The organism is Gordonia sp. DT30 (assembly GCF_049844915.1).
Lineage (GTDB): Bacteria > Actinomycetota > Actinomycetes > Mycobacteriales > Mycobacteriaceae > Gordonia.
In genome coordinates, this window is record NZ_JBNCLY010000005.1 from 122,071 (window position 1) to 137,849 (window position 15,779).

Here is a 15,779-nt window from a genome sequence, read left to right on the forward strand (position 1 = left end):
GTCGATCAGCCCTTCGGTCGCTTCAGGTAGGCGACGTGCTGTTCGCCGGTGGGTCCGGGCAGCACACTCACCAGCTCCCAACCGTCGGCACCCCACTGGTCGAGGATCTGTTTGGTGGCGTGGGTCAACAACGGAACCGTCACATACTCCCAGGCGGTGGCTTCACTCATGGGCCAAGCCTAAGCCATCGCACCGACCGGGCCCCAGGAGGGAATCGGAAGAAGTCCTATCCGGTCCGACCCCACCGATGGGGTCAGTCGATATGGTGAACCGGTGGTGCACGACACGCCCGCGGGCGAGAAGACGCCCGGTGACCGGCAGAGCCGAACCGGACCAGACGGATCCGCAGCGCGCGACGCGGATTCGACGGCGGCGCGAGCCGCCCTCGATGACCCCGCGGCGCGAGCCCTCCTCGATGACCCTGCGGCGCGCGCCGCCCTCGATGACCCTGCGGCGCGCGCCGCCCTCGATGACACCGAGGCGGTGACCGCACCCGACGTCTGGCCGGACGCGGCCGCCAAGGCGCGGCTGCACTTCGTCTCCGGCAAGGGCGGCACCGGCAAGACGACCGTCGCCGCCGCACTGTCGCTGGCCCTGGCGGCCTCGGGCAAGCGGGTACTGCTGGTCGAATGTGAAGGGCGTCAGGGCATCGCCCAACTCTTCGACCGGCCCCCGTTACCGCCGACCGACACCCGCGTCGCGACCGCCGAGGGCGGCGGCGAGGTGTCGGCGCTGGCGATGGACATCGAACACGCGCTGCTGGAATACCTCGACATGTTCTACAACCTCGGATTCGCGGGGCGCGCGATGAAGCGCATCGGCGCCATCGACTTCGTCACGACCGTCGCCCCGGGCCTGCGCGATGTGCTGATCACCGGAAAGATCAAGGAACGCATCATCGCGACCGACAAGAAGGGCGTGCGGCGCTACGACGCCGTCGTCGTCGACTCGCCACCGACCGGCCGTATCGGCAGTTTCCTCGACGTCACCAAGGCCATGGCCGATCTCGCCAAGACCGGTCCGATCCGCAATCAGAGCGAGGGAGTGGCCCGGCTGCTGCATTCGGAGGAGACCACGATCCACCTCGTCACCTTGCTCGAGGCGATGCCGATCACCGAGACCATCGAGGCGGTCGAGGAGTTGCGCGGCAAGAACCTGCGCGTCGGCAGTCTCGTCATCAACCGGGTGAATCCGCTACATCTGCCGGCCGATCAGATCGATCGCATCGCCGAGGGCGACGTCGACGCACAGCGGGTGGCGGCCGGCCTGGCCGATGCGGGGATCGAGGCGAGCGAGTCCGAATTCGCCGGCCTGCTCACCGAGACCATCGAGCACGCTTCGCGGCTGCAGGCGCAGCAGGTGGCCAAAGCCCAACTCGACGAGGTCGAGGTGCCGACACTCGAATTGCCCACTCTCGGCGAGGGGATCGATCTGGGCGGTCTCTACGAACTCGCCGATCTGCTGCAGAAAGCGGGCGTGTGATGCCTCTCGACCTCAAGATGGGCTCGGTGCTGGCCGACCCGCAGACGCGGGTGGTCATCTGTTGCGGTTCCGGTGGCGTCGGCAAGACGACGACGGCCGCGGCGATGGCGCTGCATGCCGCCGAGCACGGCCGCACCGTCGCGGTACTCACCATCGATCCGGCGAAGCGACTGGCGCAGTCACTGGGCATGAGTGAGCTGACCAATGACCCGCAGCCGGTCGAGATCGAGGGCAGCGGATCGCTCGACGCGATGATGCTCGACATGCGCCGCACCTTTGACGAGATGGTGCTGGAGTATTCGACGCCCGAGCGGGCCGCCTCCGTCATGGAGAATTCCTTCTACCAGACAATCGCCGAATCCTTCTCCGGCACACAGGAATACATGGCGATGGAAAAACTCGGCAAATTGCTGGAGACCAACCGCTGGGACCTGATCGTCGTCGACACCCCGCCGTCGCGCAACGCACTGGACTTCCTCGACGCACCTCAACGCCTCGGCTCGTTCCTGTCCGGACGGCTGATGAAGGTGCTCGTCGGCGGCGGCCGCGGGGTGGGCCGGATGGTGACCGGCGCGATGAGCCTGGCGATGCGTGGCGTCTCCACGATCATCGGCGGCGACATGCTGCGCGATGTCGCGACCTTCGTACAATCCCTGGACTCGATGTTCGGCGGTTTCCAGGATCGCGCCCTCAAGACCTACGAACTCCTCAAACAGCCCGGCACGCTGTTCGCGGTGGTCGCGGCCGCCGAGCCGGATGCGCTGCGCGAGGCCGCGTTCTTCGTCGACCGGCTCTCCACCGAATCGATGCCGCTGGCCGGGCTGATCCTCAATCGCACGCACCCCAACCTCGCGGGGATCTCCGAGGAGGCCGCGCGAGTGGCGCTGGACAAGACCGACGACGACCTCACACGCGGTGTGCTGCTGGTACACGCCGAGCGGGCGGCGACAGCCAAACGCGAGGTGCATCTGCTGGGCCGGTTCACCTCCGCGCATCCGCGGGTGCCCATCGTCGGCGTCCCGTCCCTGCCGTTCGAAGTGGCCGACCGTACCGCCCTGCGCGCGGTGGCCGAACAGATCACCGGACGCGGCTAGGCCGCAACACACGACATCACCGGCCAGGGACTCCCGGCCGGTGATGTGGGCCCCACGCTCCGCTCAGCCCGCAGCGCGCTGCCGACGGCGCTGGGCCTCGAAAAACGATGACCACGAAGTGACTTCGGGATGCTGCCGCAGCAGCGCCCGGCGTTGACGTTCGGTCATCCCGCCCCAGACCCCGAATTCCACCCGGTTGTCGAGCGCGTCGGCGCCGCACTGCAGCTGCACCGGGCAATGACGGCAAATGGTCGCCGCCTTGCGCTGCGCGGCGCCCCGCACGAACAGGTCATCGGGGTTCTCGCCGCGGCACCTGGCCTGCGACACCCAGGTCAACCGCGCCTCATCTACCGATACTGCCGCTGTCGCCATCGCTTTCGCCCCTGTCTGTCGTGGTCCGCGGTGACCGCGTCACCGCCTCGACTGCAACCCGCCTACCCAGCCCGCCACCGGTACAAGCGTGATAACTCCGGCACTCTGCTGAACTGCTGTTAGGTGAGTCACATTCTGCCCTCAATCTAGGGATCTGTGCATGCGAAGGCAAGTGCTGAGCGCGAAAAACTGGCACAACCGTGCAGACTTTTCACAAAGTGCCTGGTGGCACCGTCCGCCGACTCGTGTCCGCCGCCGCAAGGGCGGGGTGCGGGGTTGTCGAGGAAATCACACGTATCCTGTCGGGGTGCCGATCTCGAAGAAGCTTGGGCCGCTCGCTGCCGCCTGTGTGTTGGCCGGCGTTCTCGTCGCCGGACTCCTCTATCCGGTGGCCAGCGGAGTGGGACTCGCATCCAACCGCGCGGCCTCGACGGTCGAGAACGTCTCCTCCGAGTTGCTGAACGGAACCCTGCCGCAGGTCTCGACGATGACCGACGCGGACGGCAATCCGATCGCGCTGCTGTTCGATCAGTACCGCTATCAGGTCGGCTACAACGACATCTCCCCCGACATGATCGCCGCGATCATCTCGATCGAGGACCGACGCTTCCTCGAGCACGACGGCGTCGACTGGAAGGGCACCATCCGCGCGGCCCTCAAGAACTCGTCGTCCGGCGAGGTCCAGCAGGGCGCATCGACGCTGGATCAGCAGTACATCAAGAACTACCAACTGCTCGTCCTCGCCCGCACCGAGGCCGAGCGGCAGGCCGCGACCGAGACCACCCCCGCCCGCAAGCTGCGCGAGGTCCGGATGGCGCTGACGATGGAACAGTCGCTGACCGAACAGGCCAAGCGCAAAGGTTTCTCCGACGCCGCAGCCAAGCAGGAGGCCAAGAAGCAGATCGTCACGCGGTATCTCAACGTCGTACCGTTCGGCAACAACGCCTACGGCATCGAGGCCGCGTCGCAGGTCTATTTCAACAAGCACGCCAAGGATCTCGCCGTCGAGCAGGCGGCGTTGCTGGCCGGCATGGTGCAGTCGAGCAGCGCGCTCAACCCTTACACCAATCCGGAGGCCGCACTCACCCGGCGCAACACCGTGCTCGACACGATGATCCAGAACTTTCCCAATCGGCGCGACGAGTTGGTCGCGGCCAAGGCCCGGCCGCTCGGGATCGTCCCGAATCCCAACATTCCCACCCAGGGATGCATCGGAGCCGGCAACAACGGATTCTTCTGCGATTACGCGCTGCAGTTCCTCGCCGAGAACGGGGTCTCGCGCGACTCGGTGATGCGTGGCGGCTACATCATCAAGACATCCCTTGACCCCGACGTGCAGCGTTCGGTGCAGCATGCGGTGCAGACCCAGGCCGATCCGCACGCCGACGGGGTCGCCAGCATCATGAGCGCGATCCGGCCCGGCAACACCGCCCATCCCGTCCTCGCGATGGCCTCGAGCCGCAACTACGGTCTCGATCAGAGAGCCGACGAGACCGTACAGCCACAGCCGTTCTCACTGGTCGGCGACGGCGCGGGCTCGGTGTTCAAGATCTTTACCACGGCCGCGGCGATGGAACAGGGCCTCGGCACCGGTTCGTCCATCCCGGTGCCACCCTTCCTCGCCGTCCAGGGGATGGGCAGCAGTGGCGGCTCCAACGGCTGCCCGGCGACCAGTTATTGCGTCAAGAACGACGGCCGCTATCCGGCGACCCTGCCGATCACCGAGGCGCTCGCGCAATCCCCGAACACCGCGTTCGTGGGTCTGCTGCAGCAGACCGGAGTGAAACCGACGGTCGACATGGCCGTTCGGCTCGGCTTGCGCTCCTACAACACACCTGGCACCTCCGGTGACGGCAACAAGTCCATCGCGCAGTACGTCAAGGACGGCAATTTCGGGTCGTTCACCCTCGGCCCGTTCCCGGTCAACGGGCTGGAACTGTCGAATGTGGCCGCCACCTTGGCTTCCGGCGGGGTCTGGTGCCCGCCGAACCCCATCGGGTCGATCAGCACGATCAAACGCGACGAGAACAGCAACGCCATCCCGGGCCCGGACGGCAAGCCGGTGTTGACCGCCGTTCCGTTCAATGCGACGGGGTGTCAGCGTGTCGTCGAAGAGGGTCTGGCCAACACGTTGGCCAACGCCATGAGTCACGACGATCGGGGTGGCGGCACCTCGGCGGCCGCGGCCGGCTCCACCGGCTGGAATCTGCCGGTCTCGGCGAAGACCGGTACCACCGAGGCCCACCGTTCGGCAGCCTTCCTCGGTTTCACGAACAACATCGCCGGCTCGGTGTACTCCTACAGCGACGGCCCCAATCCGGAGGGCATCTGCACCAGCCCGCTGCGTTCCTGCTACGACGGCAACCTCTATGGCGGAATGGAACCCGCCCGCACCTTCTATTCGGCGGTTCTCCCGGTCGCCAACAAGTTCGGTCCCACGGCGCTGCCCCCACAGGATCCGAGATACGTGGCGGGCAACAGCCGTGGCCGAATCCCGAATGTCACCGGCCTGACGGCCAGTGACGCCACCTCGCGGCTTCAGGGCGCAGGTTTCAAGGTCTCCACGCTCGAGATCGACTCACCGCGTCCGCAGGGCACCGTGGTGTTCACCGCACCGTCGGACTCGGCGCTGCCCGGCAGCACCATCACCATCTATGTGAGCAACGGCCGTCACGACCAGGGTCAGGGCAACGGTCCGACGCAGACCACGGTGCAGGTCCCCGGCGTCGGGCCGGTCGTGATCGATCTCCCCGGCTGATCGCCGGAACCGCCGGTGGGCGTCCACGGGTATTCTGAGGCAATGTCCATCCTCGATTCGACCCTGTCCCAGCGTCTCGCAGGTCACCTCCCCACGTCGACGACTGCACGGACACTGGCCGCCGGCGCGGGGCTGGCCACAGCCGGTCTGCTCTATTCGACGGTGATCGAACGTAACGCGTTCACGTTGCGTCACGCCACGATGGCGGTTCTCGAGCCGGGCGCCACCCCGTTGCGGGTGCTGCACATCAGCGACCTGCACATGATGCCCGATCAGCGGCTGAAGCAGGCGTGGGTATCCGAACTCGAGGCGCTCGAACCGGATCTGGTGATCAACACCGGCGACAATCTCGCAGACCCGCGTGCCGTGCCCGCCGTCATCCAATCCCTCGGCGGACTCCTCTCACGCCCAGGGATCTTCGTCTTCGGATCCAACGACTACTTCGGCCCGAAGCCCAAGAACCCGTTCACGTACTTCCAGACCGAACACAAGCGGACGCATGGGGAGCCACTGCCCTGGCAGGATCTGCGGGCCGCCTTCGTCGAACGCGGCTGGCTCGACGCAACCCACACCGTGCGTGAACTCGAGGTCGGCGGAGTGCGGGTGGTGGCCGCCGGCGTCGACGACCCCCACATCGAACGCGATCGGTATGACACCATCGCCGGCCGTCCCAATCCATTGGCGCAGCTGCGTCTGGGTCTGACCCACTCGCCCGAGCCGCGGGTACTCGATCGGTTCGCCGACGACGGCTACGACCTCGTGCTGGCCGGACACACCCACGGCGGACAGTTGTGCCTGCCGTTCGTGGGTGCACTGGTCACCAACTGTCATCTCGACCGATCTCGCGTGAAGGGCCCCTCCAACTGGGGTTCGACGATGAAGCTGCACGTCAGTGCCGGACTGGGGACGTCGCCCTACGCCCCTGCCCGATTCTGCTGCCGCCCGGAGGCGAACCTGCTCACCCTCACGCCGGTCTCACACGGTGACGCCGAGTTCGACGAGGATCACTCGCTCCCGGAGTTGGCCACCGAGGCTCGTTGAGTGCGCTGGTAGTCGGCTCCGAGACCCTTGCGCGGGTCACACCAGCCCGAGCTTGTGCGCCCGGCGCACCGCGTCACGCCGGGACTTGACGTTGAGCTTGCGATAGATGGCCTTGAGTTGGGTACGGATCGTGTTCTCCGAAACCATTCGTGCACTGGCAATTTCGGCGACCGTCAGATCCGACGGGAGATCACGGAGAATCGCCCGCTCGCGGGGCGTCAACTGTTGGATGACGGGGCCCTCGGCATCATCGACCGGTCCCAGTGCGTCGGCGATCGGTGCGGCGAATGCCTCAGAGGTCCCCAGTCGGCCACCCATGGACGTCAACAACGCGCTCACCTCGACGGGCGCCTGGAGAAAAGGACGTCGTGCGTCGATACGCTCGCCGAGTTCGAGTGCGGCGAGCAACTGTTCGACGGCGGCCGGGGTCCTTCTCATCCGTTGCAATGCCACCACGGCCAGCAGATGGGCCCACAGCTGCAGGTAGTCCTGCGAGGTCGACGAATTCTGCACGATGGTCAAGGTGCCCGCCGCATCCCCGCTGATGAGCCGGTGCGCGGCAGCCACGACCTCGACGTCCCCGGCGGTGAGGATGTGTCGTGATCGATCGGCGATCTCGGCCAACCACTCGGCGTCACACGCGTACACGGCCTCGGCGAGTTCGGAGACGACGAACACGACATAGGCCTGCGGAGCAACCATATCGAGGTCGAATTCGTCCCAGACGCGGGCGGTGGCCGCCCGCATCACGCGGTGATCGCCGGTACCGAGATGTGTACGGTAGGCCGCGAGCAATCCCCGGCCGAGCGCCGCGTGGGGCGCAACATCACCACTGATCCGACGTTCCAAGGCCAGGTAGACGTCGAGTTCGGTGTCGTCGGCTGCGCGCCACGCGGCCCACGCGCCGACGCCGTACGTGGCCGCCATCAGGGGTAGCCGCGTCCATCCGCACGTGGCCGCACTTTCCCTGGCGGCGCGCGCATACTCGCGCAGCCGCACGAAGTCTCCACGGCCGCCCGCCGTCAGCACGAGATGCGAGAGACAGTCGAGGGCGAGCAGCCGGTAGCCGCCGGCCTCCGCGAGTCCACGGGCTCGGGTCAGCACCGCATCGGCCCGGTCGTAATGGTCGTTGAACGCCAGGGCCTTTCCGGCGGCGGCGAGCGCGTAGGTGTGTACCGCGAGGCTCACCTCGTGGGAGGCGACCACGACGTCGAGGAGGCGGTCGATGTCCTGCCGGGGACCATGCCCCAGCACCGAACGCATGAGAAGCACGGTCGCGTGCAGGACCCGATGTGTGGAAGTGGACTCGCGCATCGGGTCGTCGCCGATGACCGCGAGCGCGCCGTCGAGAGTGCGGGCCCTTCCCGCGACGGCGGCGAGGGCGGCCGTCAGCAATACGACGTCGCGTCGGGCACCGAAATCGTCCGGCAACTTGGCCATCGCCTGGTCGACGAGATGCCCACTACCCTGCAAGGCCACCTCGAGACCGTGGTCGGTGATCGCACCGACGAGTCCTTCCCAGTCCTGCGCGCGCACCAGGTACTCGATCGCGGACTCAGGATGCTGGTTCTCTTCGGCCCACCGGGCCGCGGTGACAAAGTGGCGGCGCTGGGCGCTGAGGTCGCGGCGTGCGCCATCGGCGAGCAGATAGCCGCGCAGCAGGGCATGGTATCGGTAGGTCAGCGGGTCCGAACTCTCTTGCATGATGAGCAGATTCATCGCGACGAGCTCGTCGAGCACCCGTCCCGCGTCGTCGCGGCCGGCCAGCCGCACTGCCAGGTCGACGGTCACGTGGCCGGCGACAGCCGTCGCCCGCATGACGTCGAGGACATCGGTGGGCACACACGCGAGGATCTCGGCCACCAGATAGTCCGCGACGGGGCGGGCGTCTCCGGCGAACGACGTGAGGTACTCCCCGTAGCTCGTCGGGTCGTCGATACTCCGCAAAGCGATGGTGGCGAGCTGTAGCCCCGCCGCCCAGCCCTCGGTCCGGGTCAGCAGCACCCTCAGCCCGTCGTCGTCGATATCTAACTCGTTGCGTCCCAGCATTTCCCGTGCTTCGTCCGCGTTCAGCGACAGCGCGTCCGCCCGGAGCTGTGTCGCGGCACCCGCGATCACGAGCCGGCTCCAGCGGATCGGCGGATCCCACCGGCCCGCCAGGACCAGCTGCGCTCCCGGTACCGACTCCGTCATCCGGACGAGCGCCTCGGACTCCGGGCCGGACCGCAATTCATGGGCGTCGTCGATCATCAGCGTGAATTCGGACCCCGACGCGACGAGCATCTCCACGACGTCGTCGACCGCCGTCAGGCTTGCGTCGACCTGTATCTTCCCGAGACGCTCGGCCAGCTCCGGTTGGCCGGCCGATCCATAACCGGTCGACAGCGCCGTGACCACCTGCGTCCACAGACCCATCGCGACCCCGTCATGTGCGGCAAGGGTCATCCATGCCACCGGGCGATGACGGGTCACCAGCAGTCGGTGGCGTTGGGCGAGCAGAACGGTCTTCCCGTAGCCCGCCGGAGCCGACACCAACAGGATCTCTCGGCTCCACGCCGCATCGTCGACGAGGCGTGGACGGTCCACCACCGAGGCCGGAACAGTCGGTGGTGCATAGGTGGACATGAATTCGGCACGTCCGGTCGGCACGTAGATCATCGTGGCACATCTGGTGCGGATTCGCCCCGCTCTGGAAACTCGCGGCCAAAAACGCATTCACCCTCGGCGGGTGACGCCGACCCGGGACCGGTCGGGGATTCTGGAAATATCAGGAAAGGCAGGCGAGTACCGGTGTCCGATTATCGAATCACTCTGTGCGGCCGACTTTCCGGTCTCACTCTCGACGCGTTGACGAATGCCGACTACGTCGGTGTCGACGGCCCGAACACCATCGTCCACGCCGATCTGGGCGACAATGACCAGCTGCGCGAATTCCTCGCCACCCTCAATGATCTCGGCCTGACAATGGTCGAGATGCATGCCGGCGAGTGAATACAGTTCGTCGGCGAAGGTCATTCCCCGAAAACGAGGAAGGGACTGCGAACGATCGCAGTCCCTTCTCGCACCTCGTTTGCCGGGGCGATCAGTCGGCGAAGACCTCGCGCAGTTTCGCCTCCTCCTCATGCGAGAGGTTGGTCGACAGCAGCTCGGGTTTCTGCCCCGCGAATTCTTCGTGAACCCGGTCGAGCGTGGCGTCGGAGGTGAGCACGAACAACGCCGAGGTTCCCGGTGTCACCTTTTCGCGCACCGATCGGATGAAGTCGTCGTCGATCCCGACGTCGGTCAACGAGCCGGTGAGCGCACCGAGTCCAGCACCGACGGCGGCACCGAGGAGTGGAACGAAGAAGATCAGACCGAACAACAGTCCCCAGAACGCGCCGCCGAGCGCACCGGCGCCGGTCACGTTGTTCAGCTGAGTGGTCTTCGGCTTCTTCGCTCCCTCCGGCCAACTGATGACCGCCCCGTCGCGGACGGTGATCAGCTGCTGCTTCTGCAGGCTTTCCAACGTCGTGAGCGCTGTCTGCGCCCCGCTTTCGGAGGGAAACTTCCACACTGACAATGTCGCTGCGGTCACGAGATGAGTGTCCTTTCGTTGAGAGGTCCTGGCTCTGACCAGAATTGGCGGCGCACGATCAGGCGGTGCGCCAGGTGGCGACGGCCCAGATGACCACGAGATCCAAGGCGATCACGAGGATCGACCACCAGGGGTAATACGGCAGCCACAGAAAGTTCACGATGATGCTCAGCGCCGCGATGACGATGGCGAGCACCCGGGCCCAGGCGGCACCGGTGAACAGTCCGAGTGCGATCACGATGCCGATGATCGACACGATGATGTGGATCCATCCCCACGCGGTGAGATCCAGTTGGTAGGTGTACTGCGGCCCGGCGACGAACAACTTGTCGGTGGCCACCGCGGAAATGCCTTGAAGCAAGCCAAGTATGGCAGCGGTCAAGAGAAGAATCGCAGCGGCAAAGGAGGTTCCGAACGCAAAGCTGTTCCGTACCGGATGCTCGTCCGGGAGGTTGTGGGTGGTCATCATTCTCCGATCATCAAGGGTTCGGTCGTTGACAGATGCCGGCGGCCAACCGATACCGCCGTCAATGGGTGACTCCGAGAACAGAACGTCACGGCATCACCACGTTGAAGTCGACGTCGGGCGAGTCGGTGACGTCGATGATTCGTTGTCTGGCCGACATCTCGAGGTGGGCACAGCGACCTCCAACAGGTTGTGGCAACAGTTCTCTGCGTTATCGACTCTCCGCAATCGTTCCTCCGTGCGCATCACCCACCGTGGGTGATGATCACCGGATCACCTGCCGCGGGTGACGACAGCACCGCGCGGCCGATCCCAGACTGTGCATCAGTGGTGCAGGTCCATGGGGGTACCGGCCATGGGTCACAGGGTGTCGACGCAACCGGGAGATGTGGTGCATTGCGAGATCGTGGTCGAGGGACCGGCACCGGAGTCGGCCGCCGCGTCCCCGACCGCGCTGACGATCACCACGCACGGTGATCGCACCATGCTCACGGGCGAGGTACGAGACCACTCCCAGCTGTACGGGGTGCTCGTCCAACTGGCCGAGCTCGGGATGCGGGTACTCGAGGTCACCACCGACCCACAGCGGTGACATCACCACGCCACCAGGACAATCCACGAAGACGAGGAGACACACATGGGTGCAACGATCGGCAGTCTGCTCCCGTTGGCGGTCGGGGTCGCGATCTCACCGATTCCCATCATCGCGGTCATCCTGATGCTGTTGAGCACACACGCGCGGGTCACGAGTATCGGATTCGCCGTCGGCTGGGTCGCCGGGATCGCCGTGGCCACGGTCATCTTCGTGTTCGTCGGCGGCGCGGTGAACGGTTCCACGGGCTCGGCCGCCGGATGGATCACGCTGGCCCTGGGAGTGCTGCTGCTCGCCGAGGGGATCCGCGAATGGCGCCACCGGGAATCCGACGGTTCGGTGCCGAAATGGATGTCGGCGATCGACGAGATGCGCACGGTCAGCGCGGTCGGCATCGGTTTCGCGCTCGCCGCGATCAACCCGAAGAACCTGATGATGTGTGCGGCGGCCGGGGTGGCGGTCGGCTCGGCGTCCCTGTCGGTCACCGACGAGGTGATCGCGGTGGTCGTATTCGTGGTGATCGCCGCGGTCTCCGTCGTGATCCCGGTGGTCGGTTACCAGATCGCCGCGGCGCGCCTCGCCGGACCGCTCGCCGCACTGAAGGCGTGGCTCCAGACCAACAACAAGTCCGTGATGGCCGTGCTGATCCTCGTCATCGGCGTGGTCCTGATCGGCAAGGGAATCGGTGCGGTGAGTTGACCCGTCACCTCGCCCGCCGGCGACCACGATATCGGCGGCCGACCGCCATCTCGCGGCCGACGCCGCGAGATGCGTTGTCGGGCTTCGTGACTGCGCTCTTCTCCATCCCCGAGGGTATGGCGTATGCCGCCATCGGGGGGTTCAACCCGGTCAACGGACTGTATTCGGGCATGGTCTCGACCCTCGTCGGCTCCGTATTCGCCCGCACCGTACTCATGGTCACCACCCTGACCAGTGCCATCGCCTTGTCGTCACAGAGTGTGCTGGCCGGGGCCGGACTCGATCCCCACGATGCCGGGAACATCGCGATGCTCACGATCACCGTCGGGGTCATCATGGCCGTTCTCGGCCTGCTCCGCGTCGGGGCGGCGATGAACTTCGTCTCCGGGGCGGTGATGACGGGTTTCACCGTCGGTATCGCCGTACAGATCGTCAGCGGCGTCCTCAAGGACGTCACCGGGTACTCGCCGCACGCCCACAACACCCTCGTGAAGTTCGTCGACGTATTCGCCCACATCGGCAGTTGGTCGTGGTCCGCGGTAGGGGTGGCTGCCGCCACCGTGGCCGCCTGGGCGGTGTTCCGCGTCATCAAACCGGTGGCGTCGCTGGCGACGCTGCTCGCTCTCGCGGCGGTGACCACGGTCGTGGCGGCCACCGGCATCGACGTCGAGACCGTCGGCGACATCTCCCGGATTCAGCGTCAACTCCCGCCGGTGACGCTGCCCGACGTCTCGCGGCTTCCCGATCTCGCGGTGGGCGCGTTCGCCATCGCGCTCGTCGCGCTGGCCCAGGCCGCCGGGATCTCCGGCTCGGTACCCAATCCGGGCGGATCGCGCCCGAACGCCTCGGGCGACTTCACCGCTCAGGGCATCGCGAACGTGGCCGGTGGATTCTTCGGCTCGTTGCCGACCGGTGGGTCTCTCTCGCGTACCGGTGTGGCCGTCTCGGCCGGTGCCCAGACCCGTTGGGCCGGCATCTTCGCCGGGATCTGGCTGGTCGTCCTCATCCTGATCGCCGGAAGCGCCGCCCAGATCATCCCGATGCCGGTCATCGGTGGGCTCCTCGTTGTCATCGGGGCCGAACTCATCACCGGGCGTGTCGCCGACATCATCCTGATCAGCAGCACCGCACCACTCAGTGCCGTCGCCATGGTGCTCACCTTCGCCGCCACCACCGCGCTCCCTCTGCAGGACGCGATCCTCGGCGGGGCGGCAATCTCGCTGGTGCTCTACTGCGTCCAAGCCGCCCGGGCGTCGCGGCTCGTGGCACTCGACCGCACCGACGACGGCCACTGGCACGTGGTCGATGTCCCGACAACCCTTGCGCCGGAACAGATCACGGTCCTGCACGACTTCGGGGTCGCGTTGTTCGCCGAGGTGCCCCGCATCGAGGAGCAGTGGCCGTCGATCCCGGCCGACGCCCACCGATGCGTACTCATCCTCAGCATGCGCACCCTCCCCGACGTCCCGTCCTCGACACTGCAGAAGATGCTGCGCCGCAAGACCGATCTGCTCCACGAACGGGGCGGGCGCCTCATGATCGCCGGTATCGGGCCGCAATTCCGGCGTGGACTCACCCGCGCCGGGATCGTCGAGACGATCGGCGCGCAGAACCTGTATCCCGCCGGCGGCGAGGTGTTCGACGCACTCGACACCGCGTATGCCGACGCGCAGCGGTGGCTGCGCGAAACCCACGCCCCTTGATCAGCATCATCCCCGGTACCGGGGCGAGAAAAGGAGAAGAACAGATGTGTACCCAACCCAAACCCCCCCACCGACATCACCGCCGAGATCAACCGTGACGCCGTGGCCCATTACGCGATGGACGACACCCGCGACTTCACCGACGCGAGCCGTGGGCTCATCGCCGAACTGCCCGGCGCCGTGCTCGCCGACGCCGACGGTTCGGTGGTGTTCGACCCGCACGACTTCGATTTCATCGACGACCGGGAATCGGCGCCCGACTCGGTCGATCCGAGCCTGTGGCGGCAGTCCCGGTTGATCACGCGCGGTGGCCTGTTCAAGGTCGCCGAGGGCCTGTATCAGGTCCGCAACAACGACATCGCCGATCTCACCATCGTCGAGGGCACGGACGGCCTGATCGCCATCGACTGCATGGCCGGTGTCGAATCGGCAAGGCAGGGCATGGCTCTCATCCGCGAGCACGTCAGCGACAAACCCGTCGTCGCGGTCATCTACACCCATACCCATATCGATCATTACGGCGGCGTGAAAGGCGTTGTCGACGAGGCCGATGTGGCCTCGGGCAAGGTTCCGATCATCGCACCGGGCCACCAGTTCGACAAATACGCCATCGGCGAGAACGTCGTGGCCGGCAACGCGATGACGCGCCGCGCCAGTTACGCATTCGGCAGCCACCTCCCCCACGACCCGCGCGGCCTCATCAGCTGCGGTATCGGCGTCGCCAGCACCAAAGGACCTGCGGTGTCGTATATCTCGCCGACCGACCTCGTCACCGAGACCGGTCAGCGCCGCGAGATCGCGGGCATCGAGTTTTGAGTTCCTCTACGCCCCGGACACCGAGGCACCCGAGGAGATGCACATCTGGATGCCTCACATCAAAACACTGAGCTGCGCGGAGAATGCGAATCATTCGCTGCACAACATCCAGACGCTGCGGGGCGCGCGGACGCGGGACGCACGGAACTTCGCCCGCTACCTCGACGAGACGCTCGAACGGTGGGGCGACGAGGCCGAAATACATTGGGGCCCACACACCTGGCCGGTCTTGGGGCAACGACAACATCGTCGGATTCCTCGAATCGCAGCGTGACGTGTACAAATACATCCACGATCAATCACTTCGGCTCGCCAACAAGGGTTACACCCCGCTGGAGGCGGCCGAGGTCATCGAACTGCCCGAGGAACTGCGCCGGAACTGGGCCAATCGCGGCTATCACGGCACCCTGCATCATGACGTCCGTGCCGTGTTCACCAAGGAACTGGGTATGTGGGACGGCGATCCGGTATCCCTCCACCCGCATCCACCGGTCGAGGCCGCCAAGCGCTACGTCGAACTCCTCGGCGCCGAGAAGATCCTCGCCGAAGGGCGACGGGCCGTCGCCGCCGGCGACTACCGGTGGGCGACCGAGATCCTGCACAAACTGGTCTTCGCCGATCCCGACAACACCGACGCGCGGGAACTACAGGCCGACGCCTATGAGCAGATGGGGTATCAGTCCGAGGGCCCACAGTGGCGCGGTATATTCCTCACCGCCGCAAAAGAACTGCGTGAAGGGCCACTGCCCGCTCCGTTCACCACGGCCAGCCGCGACACGATCCTCGGGATGCCCATCGACATCCTCTTCGACTTCGTCTCGGTGCAGATCGACGGAACCAAGGCCGCCGACGCGGACATCCGCATCGAGTTGTCGTTCACCGACACCGATCAACGATGGACGATGTGGGTGGCCCGCGGTGTCCTCAATGCCCGGCGCGGACCCGCGGCGAATGCCAGGGTCACCGCAACCGGGCCGAAAATCGCACTCACCGGGCTCCTGCTGAAGCCGGCATCGGCGCGTCAGATCGCCGAGTCCGGTGCCGTCGAGATCGACGGGGACGCTGCGGAATTCGATTCCCTGGCCGCTGTCCCCGACACCGCCGATCCGAGCTTCCCCATCGTGACGCCGTGAAGGGATTCGCCCGGGCACCAGCCGCATTCACCCGCCGCGGGTGATGCTG

At 66.3% G+C, this 15,779-nt stretch carries 16 protein-coding genes; 11 read left to right on the top strand and 5 right to left on the bottom strand.

What is annotated here, in order from left to right; all coding sequences use genetic code 11:
- Positions 1–5 precede the first annotated feature (5 nt).
- On the bottom strand, positions 6–170 hold the full coding sequence (locus ACLQ3C_RS07215) for a hypothetical protein (protein ID WP_425704356.1): 165 nt from the start codon (positions 168–170) through the stop codon (positions 6–8).
- Positions 171–483: 313 nt separating this feature from the next.
- Here ACLQ3C_RS07215 and ACLQ3C_RS07220 point away from each other — a divergent pair, with 313 nt between their 5' ends.
- Together ACLQ3C_RS07220 and ACLQ3C_RS07225 are read left to right on the top strand one after the other, a co-directional pair.
- On the top strand, positions 484–1,482 hold the full coding sequence (locus tag ACLQ3C_RS07220; protein ID WP_425704453.1) for an ArsA family ATPase: 999 nt from the start codon (positions 484–486) through the stop codon (positions 1,480–1,482).
- Positions 1,482–2,576, top strand: coding sequence for an ArsA family ATPase (locus ACLQ3C_RS07225; protein WP_425704357.1), 1,095 nt, complete (start codon positions 1,482–1,484; stop codon positions 2,574–2,576). The genes ACLQ3C_RS07220 and ACLQ3C_RS07225 overlap by 1 nt, the downstream gene beginning before the upstream one ends.
- Before the next feature lie 63 nt (positions 2,577–2,639).
- Here ACLQ3C_RS07225 and ACLQ3C_RS07230 read toward each other — a convergent pair whose 3' ends face one another.
- Positions 2,640–2,948, bottom strand: coding sequence for a WhiB family transcriptional regulator (locus tag ACLQ3C_RS07230; protein WP_425704358.1), 309 nt, complete (start codon positions 2,946–2,948; stop codon positions 2,640–2,642).
- A 307-nt stretch (positions 2,949–3,255) separates the two neighbouring features.
- Between ACLQ3C_RS07230 and ACLQ3C_RS07235 the strand changes: the two genes are divergently transcribed.
- Together ACLQ3C_RS07235 and ACLQ3C_RS07240 are read left to right on the top strand one after the other, a co-directional pair.
- On the top strand, positions 3,256–5,706 hold the full coding sequence (locus tag ACLQ3C_RS07235; protein ID WP_425704359.1) for a penicillin-binding protein: 2,451 nt from the start codon (positions 3,256–3,258) through the stop codon (positions 5,704–5,706).
- Positions 5,707–5,748: 42 nt separating this feature from the next.
- Positions 5,749–6,747 carry a metallophosphoesterase gene (locus ACLQ3C_RS07240; protein WP_425704360.1) on the top strand — a complete coding sequence of 333 codons (999 nt, stop codon included), beginning with the start codon at positions 5,749–5,751 and terminating at the stop codon, positions 6,745–6,747.
- Positions 6,748–6,783: 36 nt separating this feature from the next.
- On the opposite strand, the gene ACLQ3C_RS07245 is transcribed toward ACLQ3C_RS07240, so the two are convergent.
- Entirely contained in the window at positions 6,784–9,405 is a 2,622-nt protein-coding gene (locus ACLQ3C_RS07245) for a LuxR C-terminal-related transcriptional regulator (RefSeq protein ID WP_425704361.1), read from the bottom strand.
- Between the two features lie 132 nt (positions 9,406–9,537).
- Between ACLQ3C_RS07245 and ACLQ3C_RS07250 the strand changes: the two genes are divergently transcribed.
- Positions 9,538–9,738 carry a hypothetical protein gene (locus ACLQ3C_RS07250; RefSeq protein WP_425704362.1) on the top strand — a complete coding sequence of 67 codons (201 nt, stop codon included), beginning with the start codon at positions 9,538–9,540 and terminating at the stop codon, positions 9,736–9,738.
- Between the two features lie 91 nt (positions 9,739–9,829).
- Here the strand turns inward: ACLQ3C_RS07250 and ACLQ3C_RS07255 are convergent, their stop codons facing one another.
- Both ACLQ3C_RS07255 and ACLQ3C_RS07260 read right to left on the bottom strand, forming a co-directional pair.
- Positions 9,830–10,321, bottom strand: coding sequence for a DUF1269 domain-containing protein (locus ACLQ3C_RS07255; RefSeq protein WP_425704363.1), 492 nt, complete (start codon positions 10,319–10,321; stop codon positions 9,830–9,832).
- A gap of 58 nt (positions 10,322–10,379) precedes the next feature.
- Positions 10,380–10,790, bottom strand: a complete 411-nt coding sequence (locus ACLQ3C_RS07260; RefSeq protein ID WP_425704364.1) for a DUF7144 family membrane protein — start codon at positions 10,788–10,790, stop codon at positions 10,380–10,382.
- A gap of 364 nt (positions 10,791–11,154) precedes the next feature.
- Between ACLQ3C_RS07260 and ACLQ3C_RS07265 the strand changes: the two genes are divergently transcribed.
- From ACLQ3C_RS07265 to ACLQ3C_RS07290, 6 genes are all read left to right on the top strand, one after another.
- Positions 11,155–11,379: a hypothetical protein gene (locus ACLQ3C_RS07265; protein WP_425704365.1), complete on the top strand. Its 225-nt coding sequence runs from the start codon at positions 11,155–11,157 to the stop codon at positions 11,377–11,379.
- Positions 11,380–11,424: 45 nt separating this feature from the next.
- Entirely contained in the window at positions 11,425–12,078 is a 654-nt protein-coding gene (locus ACLQ3C_RS07270; protein WP_425704366.1) for a GAP family protein, read from the top strand.
- Positions 12,079–12,152: 74 nt separating this feature from the next.
- The gene (locus ACLQ3C_RS07275; protein ID WP_425704454.1) at positions 12,153–13,781 is read left to right on the top strand and encodes a SulP family inorganic anion transporter; all 1,629 of its coding nucleotides are present in this window, start codon (positions 12,153–12,155) and stop codon (positions 13,779–13,781) included.
- Positions 13,782–13,883: 102 nt separating this feature from the next.
- The gene (locus tag ACLQ3C_RS07280) at positions 13,884–14,597 is read left to right on the top strand and encodes an MBL fold metallo-hydrolase (protein ID WP_425704367.1); all 714 of its coding nucleotides are present in this window, start codon (positions 13,884–13,886) and stop codon (positions 14,595–14,597) included.
- 49 nt (positions 14,598–14,646) lie between these two features.
- Positions 14,647–14,871, top strand: coding sequence for a hypothetical protein (locus tag ACLQ3C_RS07285; protein ID WP_425704368.1), 225 nt, complete (start codon positions 14,647–14,649; stop codon positions 14,869–14,871).
- 1 nt (position 14,872) lies between these two features.
- The gene (locus ACLQ3C_RS07290; protein ID WP_425704369.1) at positions 14,873–15,730 is read left to right on the top strand and encodes an alkyl sulfatase dimerization domain-containing protein; all 858 of its coding nucleotides are present in this window, start codon (positions 14,873–14,875) and stop codon (positions 15,728–15,730) included.
- Positions 15,731–15,779 lie beyond the last annotated feature (49 nt).

Excerpts from the sequence above, each read along its gene's own strand:
- ACLQ3C_RS07270 (WP_425704366.1), top strand. The coding sequence starts at position 11,425 with ATGGGTGCAACGATCGGCAGTCTGCTCCCGTTGGCGGTCGGGGTCGCG.
- ACLQ3C_RS07285 (WP_425704368.1), top strand. The coding sequence starts at position 14,647 with ATGCCTCACATCAAAACACTGAGCTGCGCGGAGAATGCGAATCATTCG.
- ACLQ3C_RS07225 (WP_425704357.1), top strand. The coding sequence starts at position 1,482 with ATGCCTCTCGACCTCAAGATGGGCTCGGTGCTGGCCGACCCGCAGACG.
- ACLQ3C_RS07215 (WP_425704356.1), bottom strand. The coding sequence starts at position 170 with ATGAGTGAAGCCACCGCCTGGGAGTATGTGACGGTTCCGTTGTTGACC.
- ACLQ3C_RS07260 (WP_425704364.1), bottom strand. The coding sequence starts at position 10,790 with ATGATGACCACCCACAACCTCCCGGACGAGCATCCGGTACGGAACAGC.
- ACLQ3C_RS07230 (WP_425704358.1), bottom strand. The coding sequence starts at position 2,948 with ATGGCGACAGCGGCAGTATCGGTAGATGAGGCGCGGTTGACCTGGGTG.
- ACLQ3C_RS07240 (WP_425704360.1), top strand. The coding sequence starts at position 5,749 with ATGTCCATCCTCGATTCGACCCTGTCCCAGCGTCTCGCAGGTCACCTC.
- ACLQ3C_RS07245 (WP_425704361.1), bottom strand. The coding sequence starts at position 9,405 with ATGATCTACGTGCCGACCGGACGTGCCGAATTCATGTCCACCTATGCA.